Annotated in this window: 23 protein-coding genes and 1 other RNA gene; 9 read left to right on the forward strand and 15 right to left on the reverse strand. The window is 56.3% G+C overall.

What is annotated here, in order from left to right:
- Positions 1-74: 74 nt before the first annotated feature.
- Positions 75-836 carry a c-type cytochrome gene (locus ACFPLB_RS16910; protein ID WP_378231844.1) on the reverse strand — a complete coding sequence of 254 codons (762 nt, stop codon included), beginning with the start codon at positions 834-836 and terminating at the stop codon, positions 75-77.
- 196 nt (positions 837-1,032) lie between these two features.
- Between ACFPLB_RS16910 and ACFPLB_RS16915 the strand changes: the two genes are divergently transcribed.
- Both ACFPLB_RS16915 and ACFPLB_RS16920 read left to right on the forward strand, forming a co-directional pair.
- On the forward strand, positions 1,033-1,761 hold the full coding sequence (locus ACFPLB_RS16915; protein ID WP_378231846.1) for a 3-deoxy-manno-octulosonate cytidylyltransferase: 729 nt from the start codon (positions 1,033-1,035) through the stop codon (positions 1,759-1,761).
- Positions 1,762-1,772: 11 nt separating this feature from the next.
- Positions 1,773-2,648, forward strand: coding sequence for a prephenate dehydratase (locus ACFPLB_RS16920; RefSeq protein ID WP_378231849.1), 876 nt, complete (start codon positions 1,773-1,775; stop codon positions 2,646-2,648).
- 118 nt (positions 2,649-2,766) lie between these two features.
- Here the strand turns inward: ACFPLB_RS16920 and nudC are convergent, their stop codons facing one another.
- Both nudC and ACFPLB_RS16930 read right to left on the reverse strand, forming a co-directional pair.
- Positions 2,767-3,711, reverse strand: coding sequence for an NAD(+) diphosphatase (gene nudC / locus ACFPLB_RS16925; RefSeq protein ID WP_378231851.1), 945 nt, complete (start codon positions 3,709-3,711; stop codon positions 2,767-2,769).
- Between the two features lie 29 nt (positions 3,712-3,740).
- Positions 3,741-4,160 carry an HIT domain-containing protein gene (locus ACFPLB_RS16930; protein WP_378231852.1) on the reverse strand — a complete coding sequence of 140 codons (420 nt, stop codon included), beginning with the start codon at positions 4,158-4,160 and terminating at the stop codon, positions 3,741-3,743.
- 175 nt (positions 4,161-4,335) lie between these two features.
- Here ACFPLB_RS16930 and ffs point away from each other — a divergent pair.
- From ffs to ACFPLB_RS16955, 5 genes are all read left to right on the forward strand, one after another.
- Positions 4,336-4,432: signal recognition particle sRNA small type (gene ffs / locus ACFPLB_RS16935), an RNA gene on the forward strand.
- Between the two features lie 162 nt (positions 4,433-4,594).
- Entirely contained in the window at positions 4,595-6,454 is a 1,860-nt protein-coding gene (locus ACFPLB_RS16940; RefSeq protein ID WP_378231854.1) for a DNA polymerase III subunit gamma/tau, read from the forward strand.
- A 60-nt stretch (positions 6,455-6,514) separates the two neighbouring features.
- A complete protein-coding gene (locus tag ACFPLB_RS16945; RefSeq protein WP_378231856.1) occupies positions 6,515-6,838 on the forward strand; it encodes a YbaB/EbfC family nucleoid-associated protein in 324 nt (107 codons plus the stop codon).
- Between the two features lie 197 nt (positions 6,839-7,035).
- Positions 7,036-7,731 carry an XdhC family protein gene (locus ACFPLB_RS16950; protein WP_378231858.1) on the forward strand — a complete coding sequence of 232 codons (696 nt, stop codon included), beginning with the start codon at positions 7,036-7,038 and terminating at the stop codon, positions 7,729-7,731.
- A 4-nt stretch (positions 7,732-7,735) separates the two neighbouring features.
- Positions 7,736-9,349, forward strand: a complete 1,614-nt coding sequence (locus ACFPLB_RS16955; protein WP_378231860.1) for an NTP transferase domain-containing protein — start codon at positions 7,736-7,738, stop codon at positions 9,347-9,349.
- 83 nt (positions 9,350-9,432) lie between these two features.
- On the opposite strand, the gene ACFPLB_RS16960 is transcribed toward ACFPLB_RS16955, so the two are convergent.
- Together ACFPLB_RS16960 and ACFPLB_RS16965 are read right to left on the reverse strand one after the other, a co-directional pair.
- Positions 9,433-10,467, reverse strand: a complete 1,035-nt coding sequence (locus ACFPLB_RS16960) for an aspartate-semialdehyde dehydrogenase (protein WP_378231862.1) — start codon at positions 10,465-10,467, stop codon at positions 9,433-9,435.
- A 114-nt stretch (positions 10,468-10,581) separates the two neighbouring features.
- Positions 10,582-10,719 carry a hypothetical protein gene (locus ACFPLB_RS16965; RefSeq protein WP_378231864.1) on the reverse strand — a complete coding sequence of 46 codons (138 nt, stop codon included), beginning with the start codon at positions 10,717-10,719 and terminating at the stop codon, positions 10,582-10,584.
- 195 nt (positions 10,720-10,914) lie between these two features.
- Between ACFPLB_RS16965 and ACFPLB_RS16970 the strand changes: the two genes are divergently transcribed.
- The gene (locus ACFPLB_RS16970) at positions 10,915-12,726 is read left to right on the forward strand and encodes a DEAD/DEAH box helicase (RefSeq protein ID WP_378231866.1); all 1,812 of its coding nucleotides are present in this window, start codon (positions 10,915-10,917) and stop codon (positions 12,724-12,726) included.
- A 45-nt stretch (positions 12,727-12,771) separates the two neighbouring features.
- On the opposite strand, the gene ACFPLB_RS16975 is transcribed toward ACFPLB_RS16970, so the two are convergent.
- The 3 genes from ACFPLB_RS16975 to leuD form a co-directional block, all read right to left on the reverse strand.
- Positions 12,772-13,641 carry a DMT family transporter gene (locus tag ACFPLB_RS16975; RefSeq protein WP_378231868.1) on the reverse strand — a complete coding sequence of 290 codons (870 nt, stop codon included), beginning with the start codon at positions 13,639-13,641 and terminating at the stop codon, positions 12,772-12,774.
- A 308-nt stretch (positions 13,642-13,949) separates the two neighbouring features.
- Entirely contained in the window at positions 13,950-15,050 is a 1,101-nt protein-coding gene (gene leuB, locus ACFPLB_RS16980; protein WP_378231870.1) for a 3-isopropylmalate dehydrogenase, read from the reverse strand.
- Positions 15,051-15,248: 198 nt separating this feature from the next.
- Complete coding sequence (gene leuD, locus ACFPLB_RS16985) at positions 15,249-15,854, reverse strand: 3-isopropylmalate dehydratase small subunit (protein ID WP_378231871.1); 606 nt, start codon at positions 15,852-15,854, stop codon at positions 15,249-15,251.
- A 271-nt stretch (positions 15,855-16,125) separates the two neighbouring features.
- Between leuD and msrB the strand changes: the two genes are divergently transcribed.
- Positions 16,126-16,530 carry a peptide-methionine (R)-S-oxide reductase MsrB gene (msrB, locus tag ACFPLB_RS16990; protein WP_378231873.1) on the forward strand — a complete coding sequence of 135 codons (405 nt, stop codon included), beginning with the start codon at positions 16,126-16,128 and terminating at the stop codon, positions 16,528-16,530.
- A 4-nt stretch (positions 16,531-16,534) separates the two neighbouring features.
- Here the strand turns inward: msrB and ACFPLB_RS16995 are convergent, their stop codons facing one another.
- The 7 genes from ACFPLB_RS16995 to rlmH form a co-directional block, all read right to left on the reverse strand.
- Positions 16,535-17,791, reverse strand: coding sequence for a D-amino acid dehydrogenase (locus tag ACFPLB_RS16995; protein ID WP_378231875.1), 1,257 nt, complete (start codon positions 17,789-17,791; stop codon positions 16,535-16,537).
- Between the two features lie 37 nt (positions 17,792-17,828).
- Entirely contained in the window at positions 17,829-18,962 is a 1,134-nt protein-coding gene (gene alr, locus ACFPLB_RS17000; protein WP_378231877.1) for an alanine racemase, read from the reverse strand.
- 386 nt (positions 18,963-19,348) lie between these two features.
- Positions 19,349-19,870 carry an RNA pyrophosphohydrolase gene (locus ACFPLB_RS17005; protein WP_378231879.1) on the reverse strand — a complete coding sequence of 174 codons (522 nt, stop codon included), beginning with the start codon at positions 19,868-19,870 and terminating at the stop codon, positions 19,349-19,351.
- A gap of 3 nt (positions 19,871-19,873) precedes the next feature.
- Positions 19,874-21,043, reverse strand: coding sequence for a divergent polysaccharide deacetylase family protein (locus ACFPLB_RS17010; protein ID WP_378231881.1), 1,170 nt, complete (start codon positions 21,041-21,043; stop codon positions 19,874-19,876).
- Between the two features lie 54 nt (positions 21,044-21,097).
- Complete coding sequence (locus ACFPLB_RS17015) at positions 21,098-22,423, reverse strand: S41 family peptidase (protein ID WP_378231886.1); 1,326 nt, start codon at positions 22,421-22,423, stop codon at positions 21,098-21,100.
- Between the two features lies 1 nt (position 22,424).
- Entirely contained in the window at positions 22,425-23,699 is a 1,275-nt protein-coding gene (locus ACFPLB_RS17020) for a murein hydrolase activator EnvC family protein (RefSeq protein ID WP_378231888.1), read from the reverse strand.
- Between the two features lie 90 nt (positions 23,700-23,789).
- Positions 23,790-24,272 (reverse strand): 23S rRNA (pseudouridine(1915)-N(3))-methyltransferase RlmH, encoded by a 483-nt coding sequence (gene rlmH, locus ACFPLB_RS17025; RefSeq protein ID WP_378231890.1) that lies wholly within the window; start codon positions 24,270-24,272, stop codon positions 23,790-23,792.
- Positions 24,273-24,387 lie beyond the last annotated feature (115 nt).

Raw genomic sequence — 24,387 nt, forward strand, 5'->3', positions numbered from 1 at the left:
CCGTATCCGGTCCACAGTAGCAAAAAAGCCGGGAAAAACCCGGCTTTTTCAAGACTCGACGAAAGTACAATTTATTATTCAGCCGGCTGTTCCTGCTCAATGGGCTGTTCTGGAGCAGGTGCTTCTTCGGCCGGTGCGGCCTCCTCAGCAGGCGCTTCCTCGACCGGCGCAGCCTCTTCTGCAGGAGCCGTTTCGGCCTCAGGTGCTTCTTCAGCAGGTGCAGCTTCCTCTGTAGCAGGCGCTTCTTCAGCCGGTGCGGCCTCTTCTTCTGCAGGAGCAGCAGCCTCGGGTGAGGGCAGAGGAACCGGGCTGTCGGCCTGTTCGCGCATATAGGCGATCAGATTGGCCCGTTCACTATCCCTTTTCAGACCGGCAAAGCCCATCGCGGTCCCTTTGATAAAACCTCTGGGCGAAGTGAGGAAATGGTCGAGATTGTCAAAGGTCCACTTCTCCTCGCCACCCTTGGAAAATTCCTTCATGGCGCTGGAATAGGAAAAGCCTTCATGCATGCCGACAGGACGATCGACAATGTCCCACAGATCGGGGCCAACCTTGTTTGGACCGCCCTTTTCAATCGAGTGGCAGGCAACACATTTCTTGAACACGGCCTCACCTGCACCGGCATCAGCGCTGGCCAGCAGTTCGGCAATCGAAACTTCTTCGGCAGCATCGGCAGCAGACCCGCCCGCATCCGCTTCAGCAACCTCGATGGCAAAGCCTGGCGTCTCGGGGGCATGCGTAGCAAAAAGCGAGTTGGAAACGATAGCAACCGAGAAAATGATAAAAACGGCGCCGAGCAGAGCGCCCAGGACCTTATTGACCTCGAATGAACCCATACCGCCCAGACTCCCATAACCGGCTGACTGATCCGCCCTCCGTTTTTTTGGCAATACCCTCACCGCCCTGAAAACGCAAGGCCGCGAAATTGGGCAAAAACTAGGTCTTTTGCTCCGCTCTTGCAACACCTATAAGAGCATATCAGTGAGACCTTTTGACACTTTATCACAGACACTTCCATTTCGCACGGTATCCATGTCCACACTTGTTCTTATTCCGGCGCGCATGGCCTCAACCCGTTTACCGGGCAAACCACTGGCCGATATAGCGGGCCTGCCGATGATCGTGCATGTGGCGCGCCGCGCCGCAGAAGCAGGGCTTGGCCGTATCGTTGTCGCCACAGACACCCGGGAAATCATCGAGGCCGTGACAGCCCATGGTTTTGAGACAATCTTGACCCGCACCGATCACGAATCAGGGTCTGATCGCATTTTCGAGGCGCTGGCAGCGCTCGACCCACACAAAAAAGTCGAAACAATCATCAACATCCAAGGTGACCTGCCAACGCTTGACCCCGACAGTGTTGCCGCCGCCCTGCGCCCGCTTGAAAATGAAGCTGTGGGCATTGCCACGCTGGGCGTCGAGATTGTACGCGATGAGGAAAAAACCAATCCGGCCGTCGTGAAGATCATTGGCTCACCACTCTCGGCCTTTCGCATGAGAGCGCTCTATTTCACCCGCGCCACCGCGCCTTGGGGGGAAGGACCGCTCTATCACCATATCGGGCTTTATGCCTATCGGCGCGCCGCACTGGAGCGCTTTGTGGCACTGACGCCCTCCGTTTTGGAACAACGCGAGAAACTGGAGCAGTTGCGCGCTCTGGAGGCTGGCATGCGCATTGATGTCGAGATCGTCAATTCTCTGCCACTGGGTGTTGACACGCCTGAAGATCTGGAACGCGCCAGAGAAATTCTTTCCAATTAACAGGGCAAAAAATGCCAGCAAAAATCAATAAAGCAAAAACCAATAAAATTGCCTTTCAGGGCGAACCGGGCGCCAATTCCGACACGGCCTGCCGCAATGTCTACCCCGCCATGGACCCTTTGCCATGTCCGACCTTTGAAGACGCCTTCAATGCCGTGGAAACAGGCAAGGCTGATCTGGCGATGATCCCGATCGAAAACACGATTGCCGGGCGCGTGGCCGATATTCATTATCTGCTGCCCGAATCAAAGCTGCATATTGTCGGCGAATATTTTTTACCGATCCATTTTCAACTCATGGTGCTGCCGGGCGTCAGGCGCGAAGAAATCAGCACGATTCACAGCCACATTCATGCGCTTGGCCAGTGCCGGAAATATATCCGCAAGAATCGCTGGACACCGATCGTGGCCGGCGACACGGCGGGTGCGGCCAAACTGGTTTCAGATACGCAGGACCGCACCATGGCAGCCCTTGCGCCCCACCTTGCAGCCAGCCTTTACGGCCTCGACATCATTGAAGAAAATGTCGAGGACACTGAAAACAATGTCACCCGTTTCGTGGTGCTGTCAAAAACCAAAAGCTGGGCGCCACGCATCAACGGGCAGGCAATGATTTCCACTTTTGTCTTTCGTGTGCGCAACGTGCCCGCAGCCCTTTACAAGGCGACAGGTGGCTTTGCCACCAATGGCGTCAACATGACCAAGCTGGAAAGCTATCAATTGGGGGCCTTCACGGCCACACAGTTTTATGCCGATGTGGAAGGCCATCCCGATGATCCGGGCTTGAAAAACGCCCTTGAGGAATTGCGCTTTTTCTCCAGGGAGGTGCGCATTCTGGGCGTCTATCCGGCCCATGAATTTCGCGCCACACAAAATATAGATACCTAGAGCATTTCTTGTTTTTACGGAAACGGGTGAAATGCTCTAATCTCTTGTTTTAGCCGCACTTCTGCGACACCAGATGTTTCCATCTGACTGCAAAATGCTCTAATATAGATGCCTGACCTTACGGCGTATTTTCCGCCCAGGCCCTGATCAGATGGTGAGCAATCGCACCTTGCGGCGGCACGACAAGCTGCTGCGGGTGTGTGCGCGCCAGCATCAGGCGCACTTCGTTGCGCGAAAACCAGCGGCAATCTTCCAGCTCATTCAGATCCATATTGATTTCGTCATTCAATGGCTCGCCATAGCAGCCAATCATCAGCGAATGCGGAAAAGGCCAGGGCTGGCTGGCGTGATAGACGACACGGCCAAGCCGGATACCGGCCTCTTCAAAAGTCTCACGCCGCACCGCATCTTCAAAAGTCTCACCCGGTTCAATAAATCCGGCAAGGGCGGAATATGAACCCGGCGCAAAATGCCGCCCGCGCCCCATCAGGCATTTTTCCTCCGTCACCGTCAGCATGATTGCCACCGGATCGGTGCGCGGGAAATGATCCGTGCCGCAGGCCGGACAATTGCGCCGATAACCACCGGCGCGCATATCCGTCTTTTGCCCGCAACGCCCACAAAACCCATGCGTGTGGTTCCAAGTCAGCAAGGAAGACGCCTGCGCCAATGCTCCCAGTTCCGGCTCCCCGATCAGCCCCTGTATATAGACGGTGCGGTGTTCCAGAATTTCCAGCCCGGCAAGCGGTTTTTCAGGATCAAGTGCTGCAGAAAGAGCCAATGCCGGGCCATGATCAGCCGTGCCAAGCAGAATGGCGCCTGCAACATCAAAGCCAAGTTGCCCGCATTCGGCCACCGAAAACCACGGATCAAAAGCCTCGCCATGGGGCCGCAGCAGAACACGCCCATTGCCTAAAACCATGATGCGCGCACTTGGATCGGTCAGCGCATCAAACACACAATGATCAGGACGCCGCTCCGACTGCCGATCGATGCGATTGCCAGCAAATCCGACAAACTGGCTGGGTTCACGCAAAGGCGTGTCAAAAAAGGGAAAATACATCAGAAATGATCCAAAACGGGAAAGGGCGCTTATAATGCGGCCCGAACTCTTTCTGTAAACCGGTGCAAATCATCAGCCTGATAAGGCTTGGCTACACCATGGCCCCAGACAGGTCCGGGCCAGGCCGGATCGCCTATATCACGGGCAATGACGTGGATATGAAGCTGGCGCACCATATTGCCAAGAGCCGCCATATTGATCTTGGTGCAGGCGCTCACCTGTTTGAGCGCCTGCGCCACCATATTGGTCTCGAAAGTCAGCATGGCCTGATCCAGCGGCGCCATATCGTGGATTTCTTCTGCACCGGGCCGCTGTGGAACCAGAATGAGCCAGGGCCAGCGGCAGTCATTCATGATCCGCAATTCGCACAGGCCAAGCCACATCAACGGCTCACTGTCCGCTTCAAGACGTGCATCCAGCGAAAATCCGGTCTTGAGTTCGCGCAACATCGGCGTTCTCCCACAACCGGCATCACCGGCGCATGATCTTGAATGAAGACATTGCTGCCCTCAGATCGGAACGGTATTGCGAGCTTGCCCGCGCTGCAAGTGTTTTGGCTTCATGGCCACGATGTTTTCATTCCTGCACTTGCATTTCATGGCCAAATTGCCGATATGAAAACCGGGAGGTTGGTGGTGGACGATCCACTCGCCAACCGGGTCAGGTCCGGAAGGAAGCAGCCCTAACGAGCCCGGAACGGGTCATTGTTCCAGCCTCCCGCCTCATCTTCGCCAGGTTCCGCGTTGATCAAGTTCCGCGTTCATAACGGCTTGCCCGTTAAGTGCCTCGGGAAAGACTGTCTCGGGCGCATCGGCGAAACGGACATGCGTCGGCCATGGCTTCCGGTCGCGTTTTTGTTACTTGTCTGGAGCAGAGTTGATCCATGAACAACGCCGGAGCCAGCGATCAGGGTATTTCACAAGCCGGACCCCTTTCCGTGCCCTACCGGGTTCTGGCCCGTAAATATCGTCCTTCCGATTTTTCACAACTCATCGGCCAGGAGCCGATGGTGCGCACACTCACCAATGCTTTTTCTTCCGGCCGCATTGCCCAGGCCTGGATGCTGACGGGTGTACGCGGCGTGGGCAAGACAACCACAGCCCGCATTCTGGCCCGTGCCCTTAACTACCGCACATCACAAATCGACAGGCCCTGTATCGACCTTGCCGAGCAAGGTGAGCATTGTCAGGCCATCATGGAAGGCCGCCATGTCGATGTGATCGAAATGGATGCCGCCTCCCATACCGGCATTGACGATATTCGCGATATTATCGACCGGGTGCGCTATGCGCCGGTATCGGCCCGCTACAAGGTCTATATTATCGACGAGGTGCATATGCTCTCCACACAGGCCTTCAATGGCCTGCTCAAAACGCTGGAAGAGCCGCCGCCCCATGTCAAATTCATCTTTGCCACCACTGAAATCCGCAAGGTGCCGATCACCGTTTTGTCGCGCTGCCAGCGCTTTGACCTGCGCCGCATCGATGCCAGCCAGCTGGTGACACATTTGAGCAGCATTGCCGATCAGGAAGGCGTTGCCGTTGACGATGAGGCACTGGCGATGATTGCCCGTGCCGGCGAAGGCTCGGCGCGCGATTGCCTGTCCATCCTTGATCAGGCGATTGCCCATGGTGGAGGTGCGGTTTCTGCTGAAGCGGTGCGCGCCATGCTTGGCCTTGCCGACCGCGGCCGGATTATTGATCTGTTTGAACATCTGATGAAGGGCGATGTTGCGGCAGCACTTGGCGAATTTCGCACCCAATATGATACGGGCGCCGATCCCGCCTCGGTACTGACTGATCTGGCCGAGTTCAACCATCTGGTGACACGCCTGCGTTTTGTGCCTGATGCAGCCGCGGATGCTTCGCTTTCAGAAGCCGAACGCCGCCGCGGCCTTGAATTTTCAGATGCGCTTTCCGTAAAAGTACTGTCGCGCTGCTGGCAAATGCTGCTGAAGGGCATACCGGAAGTGCAAAGCTCGAACCGCCCGGTCAGTGCGGCCGAAATGGTGCTGATCCGCATTGCCCATGCGGCCGATCTGCCGACACTGGATGAGGCGCTCAAAGCACTCGACAGCCAGTCAGCCTCCGCGCCGCGTCCACAATCAGCCCAATCCGCACCTGTTCAAACACCGCGCAATCCTCCAACAGCCACAATCACCCCGCAACCGGCCCAGCAACAAGCAATACCTCCCGCAAGACCCGCCCCTTCAGGCCATGCGCAAGTCATGCGGCTGGTGGAGGCGGCAGAACCCGTCTCTTTCACCGCCCCGCCAAAAGAGCAGCCAGAACCTGAACTGCCACAGGTTTCCATTAGCTCCCTCAACGACATGATCGCGCTGGCTGACGCACAACGCGACATCGCCTTCAAGGTTTCGATCAAGCGCTATATTCGCCCGGTGCGTATTGAACCCGGACATGCCGAGGTCAACCTTACCGAAGATGCCCCGCGCACCCTGCTCAATGAGCTTACCATCAAGTTGAAACAATGGACGGGACGGCATTGGGTTGTATCGCTGTCCAGTCAGGAAGGCGGCAGCACACTGTTTGAGGCGGAAACGCAACGGCGCGAAACCGCCCTGCTTGATGCCCGCAACGATCCGGCAGTGGCTGCAATTCTGGAGCACTTTCCCGGTGCAAAAATCACTGATATTCGCATTCCCGACGCTTTGCAGGATCAGACTGCCGATGGCGATATGCTGACGGGGCCTGAAACCGATCCCGAAACTGACGACTCTGATTAAAAAACGGCCCCTTCCTTTGATGGGCGCGCAAACCCGACAAACTGATTTAAGGATATTGCAATGAAAGATCTGCTCGGCCTGATGGGCAAAGCCAAGGAAATGCAGGCTAAAATGCAGGCCATGCAGGAAGAAATTGCCCTGATCGACGCAACAGGCCAGTCAGGCGGCGGGCTGGTCCGTGTCACGCTGTCCGGCAAGTCTGACATGAAGGCCCTGCATATCGACCCTTCCCTGCTCAAACCCGATGAAGCAGAAATTCTCGAAGACCTGATCCTGGCCGCACATAATGATGCCAAAGCCAAGGTGGAACAGATCATGCAGGAAAAGACCAGCGCACTGACGGCCGGCCTGCCGCTTCCGCCCGGCATGAAACTGCCCTTCTGATTTTCGGTCAGGACACCACATTAGAGCATGACGTGATCTTTCAGATTCACACGCTTGCTTTAAACCCTTGTTTTTATGCCTGTCCTTATCCCGAAACCGGTTCCCGGTCCGGGAGGCAGGTTTTAGACAATCCAGGCGCTTAATTGAGCCGCGCCAGATATTTCCATCTGACTGCAAAGTGCTCTAGGATCGAACTTATGAAACGTGATGTTCTTGAAGCACTCAACAAAGAACGCCATGCACGTCGCGCCGCCATTGTCGTCACCAATCTGGACAATGGCTCAAGCTATTTGCTGCGCCAGGAAGACGAGGTGAAAGGCCCATTGGGCGAAGCCGTGACCGAGGCATTGCGCACCGGAAAATCATGCAACATCGAGGTTGAAGGTCACGCCTTGTTTCTCAATGTTCATGTGCCATCGCCACGCCTTGTTCTTGTCGGTGCGGTGCATATCACTCAAGCACTCGCACCCATGGCCCGCATTGCCGGTTTTCCGGTTGAAATTATTGATCCGCGCACGGCTTTTGCAACAAAAGAGCGTTTTCCCGATGGCAACTTGCAGGCCTGCTGGCCGCAGGAGGCGCTGGCCCGGATGCCGCTTGACGATTATACCGCGCTGGCGGCTTTGACGCATGACCCCAAGATTGACGACATGCCGCTTCAGGCCGCCCTTGCAGCCAATTGTTTTTATGTCGGGGCACTGGGCAGCCGCAAGACACATGCCAGACGGGTTGAACGGTTTTTGACTGCCGGTATAAGCCAGGAACAGATTGCGCGCATCCACGCACCAATCGGGCTCGACATTACAGCGGCAAACCCTTCAGAAATCGCAGTTGCAATCCTTGCCCAAATCGTACAGGCTTTTCGCACACGCGGCATCAAGGCAGGAAAGTAGCGATATGAAATATGGCCCGGTTCCTATCGACCAGGCACAAGGAGCTTTGCTGGCGCATTCAATCACGGCAAGCGGCAAGCGTATCCGCAAGGCCCATATATTGAGCGCTGAAGATATTGAAACATTGCGCGCCGCCCACATTGAACAGGTTGTCGTGGCAATTCTGGAAGAAGGCGATATTGAGGAAAATGAGGCTGCAACCCGCATTGCAGCAGCGCTTGAGTTTAGTGGAGCGCAGGCCAAACCGGCAACCACCGGGCGTGTCAGTATTTTTGCCGAGCGCGCCGGTCTGTTTACCGTGAACAAGGCGCTGGTCGACGCCATCAACGAAATCGATCCCGATGCCACATTGGCAACGCTGGCCCCCTATGTTTCGGTAACTCCCGGCCAGATGATCGCAACCCTGAAGATCATTCCCTTTGCCATGTCCTCTTCCGCCGTGGAGGCCATTGTGCAATTGGCCGCTGGTCGTTCTGCCTTTGCCGTTCATGCCTTCCAGCCGCATCAGGTCGGCCTTGTGCAGACCGTTTTGCCGGGCATGAAGGAAAGCGTTCTGGATAAAACCTCGCAGACCACCAAAAGCCGGTTACTGCGCTCGGGCAGCAATATTTGCGACGAATTGCGTACCCCTCACACGGCAAAAGATGTGGCCGATGCAATCCATGACCTGGCGGCGCGCAGCGATATGGTGCTGATCTTTGGCGCCTCATCCTTAAGCGACCCGGAAGATGATGTGATCCCCGCGGCGATCCGCGCATCCGGCGGCAAGGTCTTGCGCTCCGGGATGCCGGTTGATCCGGGTAATCTGTTTGTGCTGGGCGAACACGAGGGCAAGCCAGTCCTTGGCGCCCCGGGCTGTGCACGCAGCGCCCGCCCCAATGGCTTTGACTGGGCACTGGACCGTATTTTTGCCGGAATTGGCGTAACCTCTCACGATATTGCTGCAATGGGTGTTGGCGGTCTGTTGATGGAAATTCCTTCCAGACCACAACCGCGTGGAGCCCCGCCACCATCCGATCACCCTAAAGTACACGCTGTAGTGCTGGCGGCTGGCCGCTCCAGCCGCATGGGCGGCCCCAACAAGATGCTGGCTCTGTTTGATGATGAGCCACTGGTCCACCGCACCGCTGCACGGGTTCTGGCGACAAAGGCGGATGGCGCGCTTCTGGTCACCGGCCATCAGCGCGAACTGGTGGAAGCAGCCTTGCAGGATCTTGACCTGAGGCTGGTTCACAATCCTGCTTTTGCCGACGGCTTGTCCACCTCGCTCAAGACCGCAATTGCGGCTGTGCCAGATTCTGCCGATGGAGCCCTGATCGTTCTGGGTGATATGCCCAATATCACCAGTGAGGATATGGATCTTCTGATCCATGAATTCCGCACCAGCGGTGGAACCAGCATTGTACGGGCCGTCAGTAACGGCAAGCGTGGCAATCCCGTCATCCTGCCCCGCTCATTATTTGAAACTGTTGCTGGTCTGCACGGCGATATTGGCGCCCGCCATCTGGTTGAAACAAGCGAGCTGGACATTATTGATGTCGAGATCGGGGCAGATGCCGCTGTCGATGTCGACACTCCCGAAGCGCTGGCCAAGGCTGGCGGGCGCAATGTTGTTTAGAGCGCTGGATGCACAGCGCTCTAAACTGTTTATTTTAACCGCCCTTATACCGCACCAGAAAAAACCATCTGCCGGCAAAAGGGTCAGGCGGCTTGCTGCTTTGGCTGGATCAACCCGCGGGCAATTAAAAGCTCGGCAATCTGAATGGTGTTAAGGGCTGCCCCTTTACGCAGATTATCCGACACGATCCACAGGTTCAGGCCATTATCAAGGGTTGAATCTTCGCGGATACGGGAGATGTAGGTAGCATCTTCACCCGCACTGTCGATCGGCGTGATGTAGCCGCCATCTTCATGCTTGTCGATGACCAGACAGCCCGGTGCTTCACGCAGGATATCACGGGCTTCTTCGGCGGTGATCGGCTTTTCAAACTCAAGATTGACGGCTTCGGAATGGCCGATGAAAACCGGCACCCGCACACAGGTTGCCGTGACTTTGATCTTCGGGTCGAGCATCTTCTTGGTCTCGGCCACCATCTTCCATTCTTCCTTGGTGGACCCGTCTTCCATGAAGGAATCAATATGCGGGATCACATTGAAGGCAATCCGCTTGGTGAATTTTTTGGCTTCAACCGGATCAGCCACAAACACGGCGCGGGTCTGCGTAAACAATTCGTCCATACCCTCCTTGCCCGCACCTGAAACCGACTGATAGGTGGAAACCACAACCCGCTTGATGGTGGCCGCATCATGCAAGGGCTTGAGCGCCACCAGCATTTGTGCGGTCGAGCAATTCGGATTGGCAATGATGTTTTTCTTTGTAAAACCATCAATGGCGGCAGGATTGACTTCCGGCACAATCAGCGGGACGTCCGGGTCGGTGCGGTAGGCGGAGGAATTGTCGATGACAACACAGCCCTGCTTGCCGATCTTGGGCGCCCATTCCCTGGAAATATTGCCACCGGCAGACATGAAGGCAATGTCCGTGTCGGAAAAATCATAGGTCTCAAGCGCCTTGACCTTCAGCGTCCTGTCACCAAAAGACACTTCGGTGCCCTGACTGCGACGCGAGGCAAGCGCCACAACCTCACTGACGGGAAAGCCGCGCTCTTCTAAAATATTGAGCATTTCGCGGCCCACATTTCCTGTGGCGCCGACAACCGCAACCTTGAAGCCCATAAAATCTATCTCCTGTCGCTCTCCGCTTGCTTGCTTGGAGAAACCCGCTGGCCAGTTGCGGGTCCCGCCTCCCTCAGACCGGACCCGGGGAGAGGGCGAGCAGGCCAAGGGAGATCAGACCGTAGTGGCGGTCGTTTTTTTGGCCATGGTTTTGGTCGAAAGCACAGGCGCGCTCATGCGCCCGGCGCCAGCCGGGTCCTTGCGGCTGAAAATGCCGCCCGATGAAAGATGAGCCAAAATAAGGCCACGCATGTCAAAAACGCCCTGTTCGGAGCGCTTTTGGCGCGTTTTGCCGCAAGAGTCAATTGTATTGCACTGTACAAGTGTGACAAGGCGCAGTAGGAGCGGCGCAAGATTCGTTTCGGTCGCGCTTGCATTTGCCGCTTGCGGCCGACTTTACTTGTTGCAGGCCGCAAACAAGCCTGACATTGCCGAAAGATGACAATAATGATTGAAGGTATTGCGCCTGCGCTGGCCAAAGCGCTGGAAAAGCGTGGCTATCTGGAACTGACCGCCGTACAAAAAGCCGTTCTTGAGCCTGCCGTGAAGCAGGCGGATGCGCTGGTCTCAGCCCAGACCGGCTCCGGTAAGACCGTGGCGTTCGGGCTGGCGCTGGCCCCAACATTGCTGGGTGAAGCTGAACGCTTTGGCCAGGCTCAGGCCCCGCTGGGCCTGGTGGTTGCGCCCACACGTGAACTGGCCTTGCAGGTGGCACGTGAACTTTCATGGCTCTACGAACAGACTGGCGCCACCATTGCCACCTGTGTCGGCGGCATGGATATGCGCTCCGAGCGCAGAACATTGGAGCGTGGGGCGCATATTGTGGTTGGCACACCCGGCCGCCTGCGCGACCACATCACACGTGGGGCGCTCGATATTTCCGGTTTGACCGCCGTGGTGCTGGATGAGGCCGATGAGATGCTTGATCTCGGCTTTCGCGAAGATCTGGAATTTATTCTGGGTGAAGCGCCAGCTGAGCGACGCACATTGATGTTTTCGGCAACCGTGCCGCGCGCCATTGCAACGCTTGCCAAAAAATATCAGCACAATGCGGTGCGCATCGAGGCGGCGGGCGAGGCAAAACAGCACCATGATATTGAATATCGCGCCTTGCTGGTGGCTGCTTCCGATCGTGACAACGCCATCGTCAATGTGCTGCGCTTTTATGAGGCGCGCAACGCCATTGTGTTTTGCAATACGCGCGCTGCCGTCAATCACCTGACAGCGCGGCTGAACAATCGCAATTTTTCAGTGGTGGCGCTTTCAGGCGAATTGAGCCAGAACGAGCGCAGCCATGCCTTGCAGGCCATGCGCGACGGGCGCGCCCGGGTGTGTATTGCCACCGATGTGGCGGCACGCGGCATTGACCTGCCAGGGCTTGAACTGGTGATCCATGCCGATCTGCCCACCAATCCGGACACGCTTCTGCACCGCTCCGGCCGCACCGGTCGTGCCGGACGCAAGGGCATCAGCGCACTGATCGTGCCCCACCCCGCACGCCGCCGCTGTGAGCGTGTGTTGCAGGCAGCCCGCATTGCCGCCGAATGGGCGCGCCCGCCTTCAGCCGAAGATGTGATTGCACGTGACAATGAGCGGATGCTTGCCGATCCGGCCCTGTCAGAGCCGGTGGGCGAAAGCGAACAGGAATTTGTGACAACCCTGCTTGAAAAATTTGGTCCGCAACAGATGGCCGCCGCCTATCTGCGCCAGAACCGGTCCAGCCGTTCTGCACCTGAATATCTGTCGGAAAGCGGGCCGCTTCCTGCCATGGGCAAATCTGCAAATCATGCAGGAACCCCCTCCAGAGACCGTGATGATTTTGGTGACAGCGTCTGGTTTTCGCTCTCCGTTGGCCGCAAGCAGAATGCCGAGCCTCGCTGGCTGATCCCGATGCTGTGCCGCACCGCAGATCTGACCAAGCGTGAGATTGGCGCCATCCGTATGCAGCCGGAAGAAACTTTTGTGCAGATTGCGGCCAATAGCGCCGACAGCTTCTTGCAGGCCATCGGCCCGCAAATGACCATTCAGGGCAATATCCGCGTTGCCATGGTTGAAGGTGAACCTGATTTTGGACGCAGCGCCTACCGCACGCCACGACCCGACAAGAAGCCACATCGTGGCAAGGGTAATTTTACCGGGAAAGACAAACCCTGGGAAGCAAAGAGCAAGGCCGGAAAGCCAGCCAAACCGAAATCTGGCAAGAAACCTGCCAATCCAATTGCTCCGGCCAAGCCCCGGAAAAAGCCAAAATCCTCATAACAGTAAAACTTGCAATCCATGAGGGGTGCCATCCAGACACCTCCTTCAATAAGCCTGAAGCATCTTGCGCCGCTGCACCAGAATCAATCCACCTGCGACAATCAACATCGCGCCAATGCCAATGCGGGGGCCGGGCAGATCATTGAACATGAGATAGCCGACCGCAACGGAACTGAGCAGTTCCAGATAAGCCAATGGCGCCAGCAGTGAGGCCTCTGCATGGCGAAAGGCGCTGATGGTCATGAAATGGCAGGCTGCTGAAATCGCCCCCATGACAAAGAGCAGATAAAGCTGGTCCATGCTCGGCAGCGACCATTGCCAGATCGCCAGCGGGGCGAGGATGAAGGTGCCAAACAGACACTGGAAGGCCAGTGTGCTGACAGGATCACTGGCGCGTGAGGCCTGCCTTGTTGTGATGGCATAAAGCGCAAAGAACCCACCTGCGGTTGCCCCAAGCAACAGGCCGATATTCAGCCCCCCGGCCGGATTGACGATAATGAGAGCGCCGATAAAACCGAAAACCAGCGCTGCCAGTTTGCGGGCGGTCAGTGCCTCACCCAGAATAAAGACGGACAGCAAGGCAGCAATGATGGGGCCGACGAAATAGGCGCTGGTGACATCGGCCATGGGCGAAAATGAAATCGCCATGAAAAAACAACACATGGATGCTGCTGCAAAAAAGGTACGCAAGGCGTGAGCGGGCAGTTCTTCACGCGGCAAAAAATTTCTGCCGCGATGCAAAAGCGCCCATGGCAGCACAAAGATGCAGGAAAATGCGTAGCGCGCCCAGCTTATCAGCAAAGGAGAATAGGACGCACTCAGCATTTTGGCGATGCCATCCAGTGTCGGCACCAAAAGCATGGCGGCAGCCATCAGGCTGATACCAAGCAGCGTGGAGGAGGAATGGCTGTTCAAGACCAGCTCATTGCGGGCAAAGAGCGCGGTCTGACCTTAGGGTCATGATCTGCTAATTTGTTTAGAATGATGTGAGGTCATTTGGTTGGATACGAGAAGAAAAGGCGCAGGAAATATGAACATTTTCAAGGCTTTTCGACGCTGTTGCCGACCAAATGAACCACATCCAAAGGGACGCTGAAACGGCTTCAAACTGCCACGTCGAAGCCCTCGGTCGATGGAAGCACATCGACCATTGGACTTCTCCTTGCATTTTCTTGTCGTTTCAAGCGCCATTCTGATCAAATTAACAGGTCCTGACCCTAGGTTCAGCCGCGATATTTGGCGACGATAGCGTCGCCCATCTCGCTGGTGCTGGCCTGCTTCATGCCCTCTGACATGATATCGCTGGTGCGATAGCCTTCATCGAGAACAGCAGAAATCGCCTTTTCCAGACGGTCGGCCTCTTCAATCATGTTGAAGGAATAGCGCAGGCACATGGCAAAAGAGGCAATCATGGCCAGCGGATTGGCAATGCCTTTGCCTGCAATATCGGGTGCTGAACCATGCACCGGCTCATAAAGTGCCCTGCGCTTGCCGGTTTTTGGATCAGGTGCCCCCAATGAGGCAGAAGGCAACATGCCCAGCGAACCGGTCAGCATTGCCGCCACATCGGAAAGCATGTCGCCAAACAGATTGTCGGTGACAATCACGTCAAACTGCTTGGGCCAGCGCACCAACTGCATGCCACCGGCATCGGCCAGCATGTGGTCCAGTTTCACGTCACTGTATTTTGCCTTATGCGTGGCAGACACAACCTCATGCCACAACACGCCCGACTTCATGACATTGCGCTTTTCCATGGAGGTGACATGGTTGTTGCGGGTACGCGCCAGTTCAAAGGCGACGCCCGAAATGCGCTCGATCTCGAATGTGTCATACACTTGCGTGTCGATACCGCGCTTCTGGCCATTGCCCAGATCAATGATCTGCTTGGGTTCACCAAAATAGACACCACCGGTCAGTTCACGCACGATAAGAATATCAAGCCCTTCCACCACCTCCTGCCGCAGCGAAGAGGACGAAGCAAGAGCCGGATAGCAGATGGCCGGACGCAGATTGGCAAACAGCTCAAGATCCTTGCGCAGGCGCAACAACCCGGCTTCAGGGCGAACCTCGTAAGGAACAGGGTCCCATTTTGGGCCGCCAACCGCGCCAAACAGCACGGCATCCGCCGCCAGCGCCTTTTCCATATCGGCCTCGGAAATGGCCTGCCCATGGGCATCATAAGCGCAGCCGCCAACCAGACCTTCCTCGGTCTCAAAGCCCGCACCTTGCGTATTCATGACAGCAATCAGCTTCTTCACCTCCGCCATGGCTTCGGGACCAATCCCGTCACCGGGAAGAAGAAGAAGTTTTTTCACAGCCATGTCGTGTTTCCTAAAAAAGGGCGTGAGTGGTTATTTTGCTAAAGCCTGTCTCTCGAACTTAAGAATCAGTTTCGAGATAAAGACATGCATAAAAACAAAAGCTTAAAGCGGGTTGCGTGAATCTGAAAGATTGCGACCCGCTTTAGGATGTTTTGCAAGCGGATGGAATTTTTTGACACAGCACAAAGCCCAAACAGATCAGGCCCAGGGGCGCGTTTCGGCGTTTTTTGCCTCAAATGTGCTGATCAGGGTGGATTTTTCCATGGTCAGCCCGATATCGTCGAGACCGTTCAACAGGCAGTGACGCCGGAACTCATCCAGATCAAAGGCGATGACGCCGCCATCAGGGCCACGGATTTCCTTGGCTTCCAGATCGACCGACAAGGTGGCATTGGCGCCACGCGAGGCATCATCCATCAGCTTGTCGAGATCTTCAGGGCTGACCGTAATCGGCAAAATGCCATTCTTGAAGCAGTTATTGTAGAAAATATCGGCAAATGAGGTCGAGATCACGCAACGGATACCGAAATCAAGCAGCGCCCATGGCGCATGTTCGCGGCTGGAACCGCAGCCAAAATTATCACCGGCAACCAGAATTTGCGCATTGCGATAGGCTGGCTTGTTCAGCACGAAGTCGGGATTTTCCGAACCATCCTCATGATAGCGCATTTCGGCAAACAGGCCGGTGCCAAGCCCTGTGCGCTTGATCGTCTTCAGATAATCCTTGGGGATGATCATGTCGGTATCGACATTGACGATGGGTAAGGGTGCGGCGACGCCAGTGAGTTTGGTGAATTTATCCATGGTCTGTACCCATAGTGACGTTGCGAGAATTGTTGACCATGGCTTTACACAAAGTCGGCGCATAAGGAAAGGCGCTACAAAACCGGTTTGTTTGCCTTAAAGCATGTCGCGATCTTTCAGATTCATACGACACGCTTTAAGTTATTGTTATTACGTATGTCTTTATCTCGAAACTGGTTTTCAAGTCTCAAGAGACAAGCTTTAGCGCTGGTCAGATGCCGTCTGCATCCCTATTTAAAAGTTAAAACAACCGCATTGGCAGGAGAATTTCATGGATAGCGCCACTTTCCCCGTCACCCGCAGCGATGCCGAATGGCGGGCGCGGCTTTCGCCCGAACAATATGCGGTCATGCGCCAGCATGCCACCGAACGTCCGGGAAGCTGCGCCCTGCTGCATGAACACCGCGCAGGCGCTTTTCATTGCGCGGGCTGCGATGAAAAACTGTTTGAAGCCACACTCAAATTCGAGAGCGGCACCGGCTGGCCAAGTTTTAACGATCCGGTGCCCGGCTCGGTTGCAACCACTGAAGATCGCAGCCGCGGCATGGTCCGCACGGAGGTGCATTGCGCCAATTGCGGCAGCCATCTGGGCCATGTTTTCCCCGATGGTCCGCCCCCCACTGGCTTGCGCTATTGCATCAATGGTGTGGCGCTGAATTTCATACCCGAAACATGAACCTTCAGGCTGTGTAGCGCTGTGGCCCCAGCGCACTGGCATCCACATCAGGCTTGCGGCCTGACATCAGATCGGCAAGCACCCGCGCCGAGCCGCAAGCCATGGTCCAGCCAAGTGTGCCATGGCCCGTGTTAAGGTAAAGGTTGGAATATTTCGACATTCCGATGATTGGCGGTCCATCCGGCGTCATCGGGCGCTGACCGGCCCAGAAAGTCATCTGGTCAAAATCTCCGGCTCCGGGAAACAGATCGCTTACCGAATTCACCAGCGTGTCGCGGCGGGCATCATGGAGATCAAGATTATAGCCGGAAATCTCTGCCGTGCCACCAACACGAATACGGTCGCCAAGACGGGTGATGGCGATCTTGTAGGTGTCGTCCATGATGGTTGATTCAGGCGCCCGGGAAGCATCCTTGATCGGAACCGTAATCGAATAGCCCTTGACCGGATAGACCGGAATCGACTGGCCAAGCTTGCGCATCCAGATCGGCGAATAAGAGCCGAGCGCCATGACATAGCTATCGGCGCTGCGCCTGCCGGCATCTGTCATGACGCCGGTGATCTTGCCACCGGAAGCCTCGATGCCGGTAATGGTGACACCATATTCAAACGTCACGCCCGCAGCCTTGGCGATTTCCTCAAGCTGCTGGGTAAACATATAGCAGTCGCCGGTTTCATCACCGGGCAGACGCAATCCGCCGGAAAACTTGCCACGTGAATTTGCAAGGCCGGGTTCAACGGCAATGCAGCCTTCCGGATCAAGAACTTCATAGGCGACACCGGTTTTTTTCAGCACACTGACATCGCCACCGATGCCATCAAGCTGCTTTTGAGTGCGAAACAGCTGCAATGTGCCCTGCATACGCTGGTCATAGGAAATATTGGTGCGTGAACGCAGGTCTTTCATCACATCACGGCTATATTCGGCAATCGGCACCATGCGTGATTTGTTGAGTGCATAGCGCGCACTGGTGCAATTGCGCAGCATCTTCAAAAGCCATACATACATATGCGGGTCGAGCGTGGGCTTTAAAACCAGCGGGCCATGCTTCATCATCAGCCATTTCAGCGCCTTGAAGGGAATGTCAGGCCCTGCCCATGGCGAGGAATAACCGGGCGACACCTCGCCCGCATTGGCAAAAGAGGTTTCCAGCGCCGGACCATCCTGGCGGTCAATGACCGTGACCTCATGGCCAGCCTCACTCAGGAAAAAGGCGGTGGTCACACCGATTACGCCGCTACCCAGAACCAGTATTTTCATGTCTTACTCCGAAAAACGAAGGAGCGCTCCAGCAAGATCACGCGCCAATATGGATGCGGTGGAAACGATGGCCAAGACTGGTCAGCACCTCATAGGCAATGCTGCCATAGGAAGGGGCCACATCATCAATGGTCTGTTCAGCATTGATCAGATCAACCAGATCCCCCTCTTTCAGCGCACCTTCTGGCAGGGTTGAAATATCAAGGATGATGGAATCCATGGAGACGCGCCCGATAAAGGGCAAGATCATCCCCTTGAAACGGGCGCTGGCACCGGCCTGTCGATGCCAGCCATCGGCATAGCCCAATGAAATGGTGGCCAGCCGCGTTGGGTCTTGCGCAATGCTTCGGTGGCCATAGCCGATGCCGACCCCCTTTTCGACTGTGCGTGTCTGGATCACTTTGGCTTGCAGCCGGATGACCGGCAGCATCGGGTTTTCCTGCCCCGGCGTGGGGTTGATACCGTAAAGAGCAGCCCCTGGCCGGGCAAGCTGGTGATGATAGGCGGAATTCAAAAAGATGCCGGAGGAATTGGCAAGCGAGGCCGGAACGGCAGGCAGCAGGGCGCGCAACCGGTCAAATTCAAGACGCTGCGCATCATTGGCGACATGATCCGCTTCATCCGCACAGGCCAGATGGCTCATCACCAGTAAAAGCTCAATGCCTTCAAGGGTCGCAGGGTCAGCAGCCACAGCTTCAACTTCCGCAGCCGACATGCCAAGCCGCGACATGCCACTGTCCACCTGCAAGGCAGCCGGGAGCGCATGACCGGCAGTTGCAGCCATTTTGCGCCATGCCGACAATTGCCCGATACTGTTGAGAACGGGGACAAGACCGGCAGCCAGCGCATCAGGCTCGGCACGAGGCGGCAGGCCGTTCAAAACATATATGACCGGGTCAGGCCCGATGGCAGCGCGCAATGCAATGCCTTCACCCACATGGGCAACAAAGAAGGTGGTGCAGCCTTCACCCATCAGGGCGCGCGCCACATGGCTGGCGCCAAGACCATAGCCATCCGCCTTGACCACACCGGCACAGCGCGCAGCACCAAGCTGCGCCTTCAGGCGGCGGTAGTTTTCACGAACAGCGCCAAGGTCGATGGTAAGAAACGCACCGGCCGTTGCTGCGCTGTCAGCAGCACCCAGCGTCCCCATGCGCAAAGCCTGATTCATTTTCTCCACCCGATTCTCACCCGGCATTCTTTCGCAAAGATGCACTAATTAAGAACATCAATGCTTTTATCATCAAATGAACGCAGCTTCCTTGCAAATATATAAGTTAACATCGAATATAATTCGATTTTAGATATGCGCCAGCCCCAGATTCCGCATGGAATTCCAAAACATGAAAAAGGCGGGAAACTGTCCTGTTTCCGGCCTTTTTAAAGCGTGTCGCAATCTTTCAGATTCACGCGACCCGCTTTAAATCTTTGTTTTTACGCATGTCTTTATCCCGAAACTGGTTCCCAGTTCGGGAGACAGGCTTTAGCTACAGATAGATATAGGTAGAGTATCCTGTGTGCTTTCGACAGAATGCACCGTATTCCCATGTGCAAATCTTATCCGGCAAGATGCCGGAAGGCTTTGACCACATCCTCATAAACCTGGCGCTTGAAGGGCACGATCAGCCTCGGCAAATCCGCCATGGGCAGCCAGTCCCAGCGGTCAAATTCAGCCGGATTGCCCGCAGGCGGCGGGTTGATCCGGATTTCGCTTTCATCACCCTCAAAACGAAAGGCAAACCATTTCTGCATCTGTCCACGATAGCGCCCTTTGAGGGCCAGCCCTGTCAGTTCAGGCGGCAAATCATAATAGAGCCAGTCCGCCACCTCTCCCAGCAGAGATACATTTTCCATGCCGGTTTCCTCAAAAAGCTCACGCCGGGCAGCAGCAAGCGGCTCTTCGCCCTTATCGATGCCGCCTTGCGGCATTTGCCACAACAGGTCGGAGCCTGTCGTTTCGTCCTGAGGTTCGGGAAGGCGGTGCCCGGTCCAGACCAGCCCCTCATGATTGAGCACCATCACCCCCACACAGGCACGATAGGGCAGGCTTTTGGCGTCTACAGATCTCTTGATTGACATGGCTCAGCGTTTCTCCGGATCATTGGCAAGGGCGGAAATCGGCACAATCTCAATGCCGCGCATCTTTGCTTCTTCAACCCATGTGGCGACCGCGTCAACCGTCATGCCGAAGGCGGAGCCAATGCCGATAGCGCTGCCCTTTGCCCGCGCCGTGGCTTCCAGCTCATCGAGTTTTTTCAAGATTGCGTCACGATCCTGCACCGCATCAATTTGCGTATCGGCAACAGCAAGCGGCATGTGTTCCTGTGCGGCCAGTTCCGGGGCGCGGCTGCGCGCAGAAGAGCCGTCATCCAGATAGCCAAGGCCACGCACCGCCAATTCATGCATGATGGGACCAAGCGCCTGACTGTCGGCGCTGAAGCGTGCCCCCATATAATTCATGACGCCAACATAATTGGTGGTGCGCGACAACACCCGATGCAGGGCTTGCAGATTTTCAGTTTGAGAGGCCTCCACGGTCAGCGTGTTGCGGCCGGGATCAATGGCTGGATAATCGAAAGGCTCCATCGGCATCTGCATGATGATTTCATGACCCTTGCGGCGGCCTTCCTGCATCCAGCGACCGATCGAATTGCCGCCTGAAGCAAAAGCCAGCGTCACCTCCGGCGGCAATTGCGCAATCGCAGCCTGCGTGCCGGTTTGCGATACAGCCAGACCGCCAATGACAATGGCGACACGCGCACCGCGCGTGCCTGACCAGGGCCGGGCATAGACATCAAAAGGCCGCCTGCCATCTGCTGCACGCTTGGGCAAGGGGCCTGCGTCTGTTTCTTCAATCAATGCTCGATCCGGCAGATGGGCAATGCGCAAATCCTGATGCAGGGCGGATGGATCGCGGATAATGATCGGGCCATCTTCTCCGTGCTCTTCTTGCTGAACACGAATGATCTGCGGCCCACCGGGCTGGGCGGGCTGGGCAGAGATTTGCGGCGAAGAGGCCGCATTTGTGGTTGCTTCAGGCAAGGATTGGGGTGTGGCAATGACTTCCGGCTGGCGCCATGGCCGTTCACGCAGCGCAATCATGGTGGAAGCGCCCAGCAGGGCGACAACGACAAGACCGCCAATGATTGCTCCCATGGCAACAGGAACACGCGGCTCCGCCCTGTGCAGCGGTTTTTGTCCCTGCCCCAATCCCTGTCCAAGGGGCCGGTCGATCTCCTTCTTGTCAGACAAGCAATATGTCCTCTCCGCCCCCTGAACAAGTCTGCGCCGCCTGACCCGGCATCATTACTGGTTCAAAACAGCCTTGTCCGGGTTGGGCGGGAAGGCCGGATCGGTCTTCTGGCCACGCAACAGTTCCAGCGCATAGTTCAGTTGAAGATCATCCTTGGCCTCGGGCGGAACATAGGCAACCGAACCGGAGCCGCTATCTTCTTCCTCAGCGCCCTTGATGTGTCCCTTGAGGTCAGATTCACCGCGCGTCAGGTCACGCCCCTGCAATTCAGGTGGCAATGGCTGATCAACCTTGATGTCGGGTGCAATGCCCTTGCCCTGGATCGATTTGCCGGATGGCGTGTAATACAGCGCTGTCGTGAGGCGCAGCGCACCATTTTCGCCCAGCGGAATGATGGTCTGAACCGAACCCTTGCCAAAAGACTGGGTGCCGACCACCGTGGCGCGGCGCAGATCCTGCAACGCACCGGCAACGATTTCAGAAGCGCTGGCCGATCCGCCATTGATGAGAATCACCAGCGGCTTGCCATCGACGGCATCACCGGGGCGGGCATCAAAGCGGGTCACATCCTTGGGATCACGGCCACGGGTCGAAACAATCTCGCCACGGTCGAGAAAAGCGTCTGAAACGCTAACCGCCTGATCAAGCAACCCGCCCGGATTGAGGCGCAGGTCGAGCACATAGCCCTTGAGCTTGTCGTCGGGGATGTCCTTCTTGATCGCCGTGATGGCCGCTTCAAGATCATCGAAGGTCTTTTCGGTGAAAGAGGCGATCTTGATATAGCCAACATCATCTTCGGTGCGGAATTTAACCGCCTTCACCTTGATGATGTCGCGCACGACCTTGATGTCGAACGGCTTGTCTGCGCCCTCGCGCAAAATGGTCAGCGTGATCGGTGTCGAAACCGGCCCGCGCATCTTCTGCACGGCGTCATTAAGGGTCAGGCCACGCACTTCCTCGCCATCGATCTTTGCAATGTAATCACCTGCCAGAACACCTGCCCGGGCAGCGGGCGTGTCGTCAATCGGCGCAATAACCTTGACCAACTCGTTTTCCATGGTGACTTCAATGCCAAGGCCGCCAAATTCGCCCTTGGTCTGCACGCGCATATCCTGTGCAGCTTCCGCATTCATGAAGGAGGAATGCGGATCAAGCGAGGTCAGCATGCCGTTGATGGCATTTTCAACCAGCGATTTGTCATCGGGCGGCGTCACATATTGGGCGCGCACACGCTCAAAAATATCGCCGAAAATGGCAAGCTGCTTGTAGGTCTCGGCTCCCGCCGCATTCGCTGCCGTGCCCGGAGTGCCATAGACAAGGCTCATGGCGGTCGCGCCCATAAGCGCACCGGCAAGCAAGAGCGAGAGTTTCCGCATCATTTCACGTCCTTCCAGAAACACGGTCGGCCCACCACGGGGCCGGATCAACCGGTTTACCATCCTTGCGGAACTCGATATAGAGCCCCAATGTGGTATTTGCATCCTGTGCGGCTGAAGTGCTTGCCACTCTTGCCTCACCCATCACACCAACCGGCTCACCTGCCAGAACAGATTGACCGGACGCGACAGTCAGCCTGTCTATCCCCGCCAGAACGACATGATAACCGCCACCCGCATCAAGGATCAAGAGTTGACCATAGGAACGAAATGGTCCGGCATAAAGTATTTCACCATCCGCAAGTGCAGTGACGATGGCGCCTGATTGTGTCGCAACCATGTCACCTTGCATCACTGATCCGTTACCGTCATTGGCGCCAAACCGGCGTTTTATCGCGCCAATAGCAGGCAAGACAATCTGACCTTTCAATGAGCTAAAAGGAATGCGCTCCAGCAGCCGGTTGGCCTCGGGAACCGGCAAGGCCTCAAGGCGCGCCTGCTCTTGGGCCTTCTGCCTAGCCTGATCGTCAAGGGCGGCAATCAGGTCTTTCAGGCTGCGCGCGCGCGCAGCAAGCGCCTGCGCATTGTCCTGTTCGGTCTTGATGATTGCCTGCGTTTCTTCCTGAAATTTCTTGCGCGCCTCCAGCAAAAGCGTCAGCCGCTGCTTTTCAGCCAATTGCTCGGTCACAGACGCCGTCAGCCGCGCCCGCTCAGCCTCGATCGAGGCGACGACACGCGAATGCTCTTTCAGATCCGCCATCAGCTTTTCGGTTTCATGGCGCAGTTCAGGCACAACCGTCCCCAGCAAAATAGCGCTGCGCACCGAGGCCAGCGCATCTTCGGGACGCACCAGAATGGCCGGCGGCAGATTGACCCCCATGCGTTGCAATGCGCCCAGCACTTCGGCCAGCACATCGCTGCGCTCAGCCAGCGAATCGCGAATATGGCTGTCTTGCGCCTTCAGCCCTTCCAGTCTTGTGCCAATCTCATCAATATCCTGACCAAGTTTCTGCTCGGTCTTGGCCGACTGGATGAGGGCGGCAGTGATGCTGGCATAATCCTTGCGTATCCCGGCAATATCAGCGGCAAGTCTGGCCAGCCGTTCCGATGACAGGCTGATTTCCTGCGTTACCTGCTCATATTCAGCACGTTTGGCATCAATTTCATCCGCCTCTTGCGCCTGTGCAGGGCCAAGGCTGGCCGTGCACACAAGCGCCAGCGCCGCCAGCAGCGAACGCGCCTTCTTCAGACCGGATTGCAATTTGACGCACTCATTCATGGGGGCGTGACGATAGGCAAGGGATCGTTAAGGAATGATCAACCATATGTGCAATTTCGCAACAACCGGAAAACTGTTCGGCTCTGATTTTCAGGCCCGATGGTAAGGATGCCCAGCCAGAATTGTGGCAGTGCGGTAAAGCTGTTCACCCAGCAGAACCCGCACAAGCTGATGCGGCCAGGTGAGCGCGCCAAAGGACAAGACCAGATCAGCCTTGTCACGCAATTCCACCGGATGACCATCAGGGCCACCAATGGCGATCACAAGCGCCTTGCGGCCATTGTCACGCATGCTGCCGATCTGCCGGGCAAGCTCTTTGGACGAAAGATTTTTGCCTCGCTCATCGAGCAACAGAAGAGCCGTGCCAGCCTGAAGAGTGCCCAGCAGCTTGCGGCCCTCCTCGCGCTGGCGCTCGTCAGCCGTCTGGCCACGTCCTTCAGGAGTTTCAATGATGCCACCAAATTCAAGACCGACAGCCGGTCCTGTTTTGGCAAACCGCTCATAATAACGGTCGCCAAGTTCTTTTTCGGGACCGGATTTCATGCGGCCCACGGCGTGTATGGTCAGTTTCATGCCCGTTCCCACGCATGATTTTTATTTTTACACATGTCTTTATCCCGAAACGGTTCCCCGGTTCGGAGACAGGTTTTAGAGCATTTCATCCGTTTCCATGAAAACAAGAAATGCT

This window comes from Aquamicrobium segne (genome assembly GCF_042656785.1).
GTDB lineage: Bacteria > Pseudomonadota > Alphaproteobacteria > Rhizobiales > Rhizobiaceae > Mesorhizobium > Mesorhizobium segne.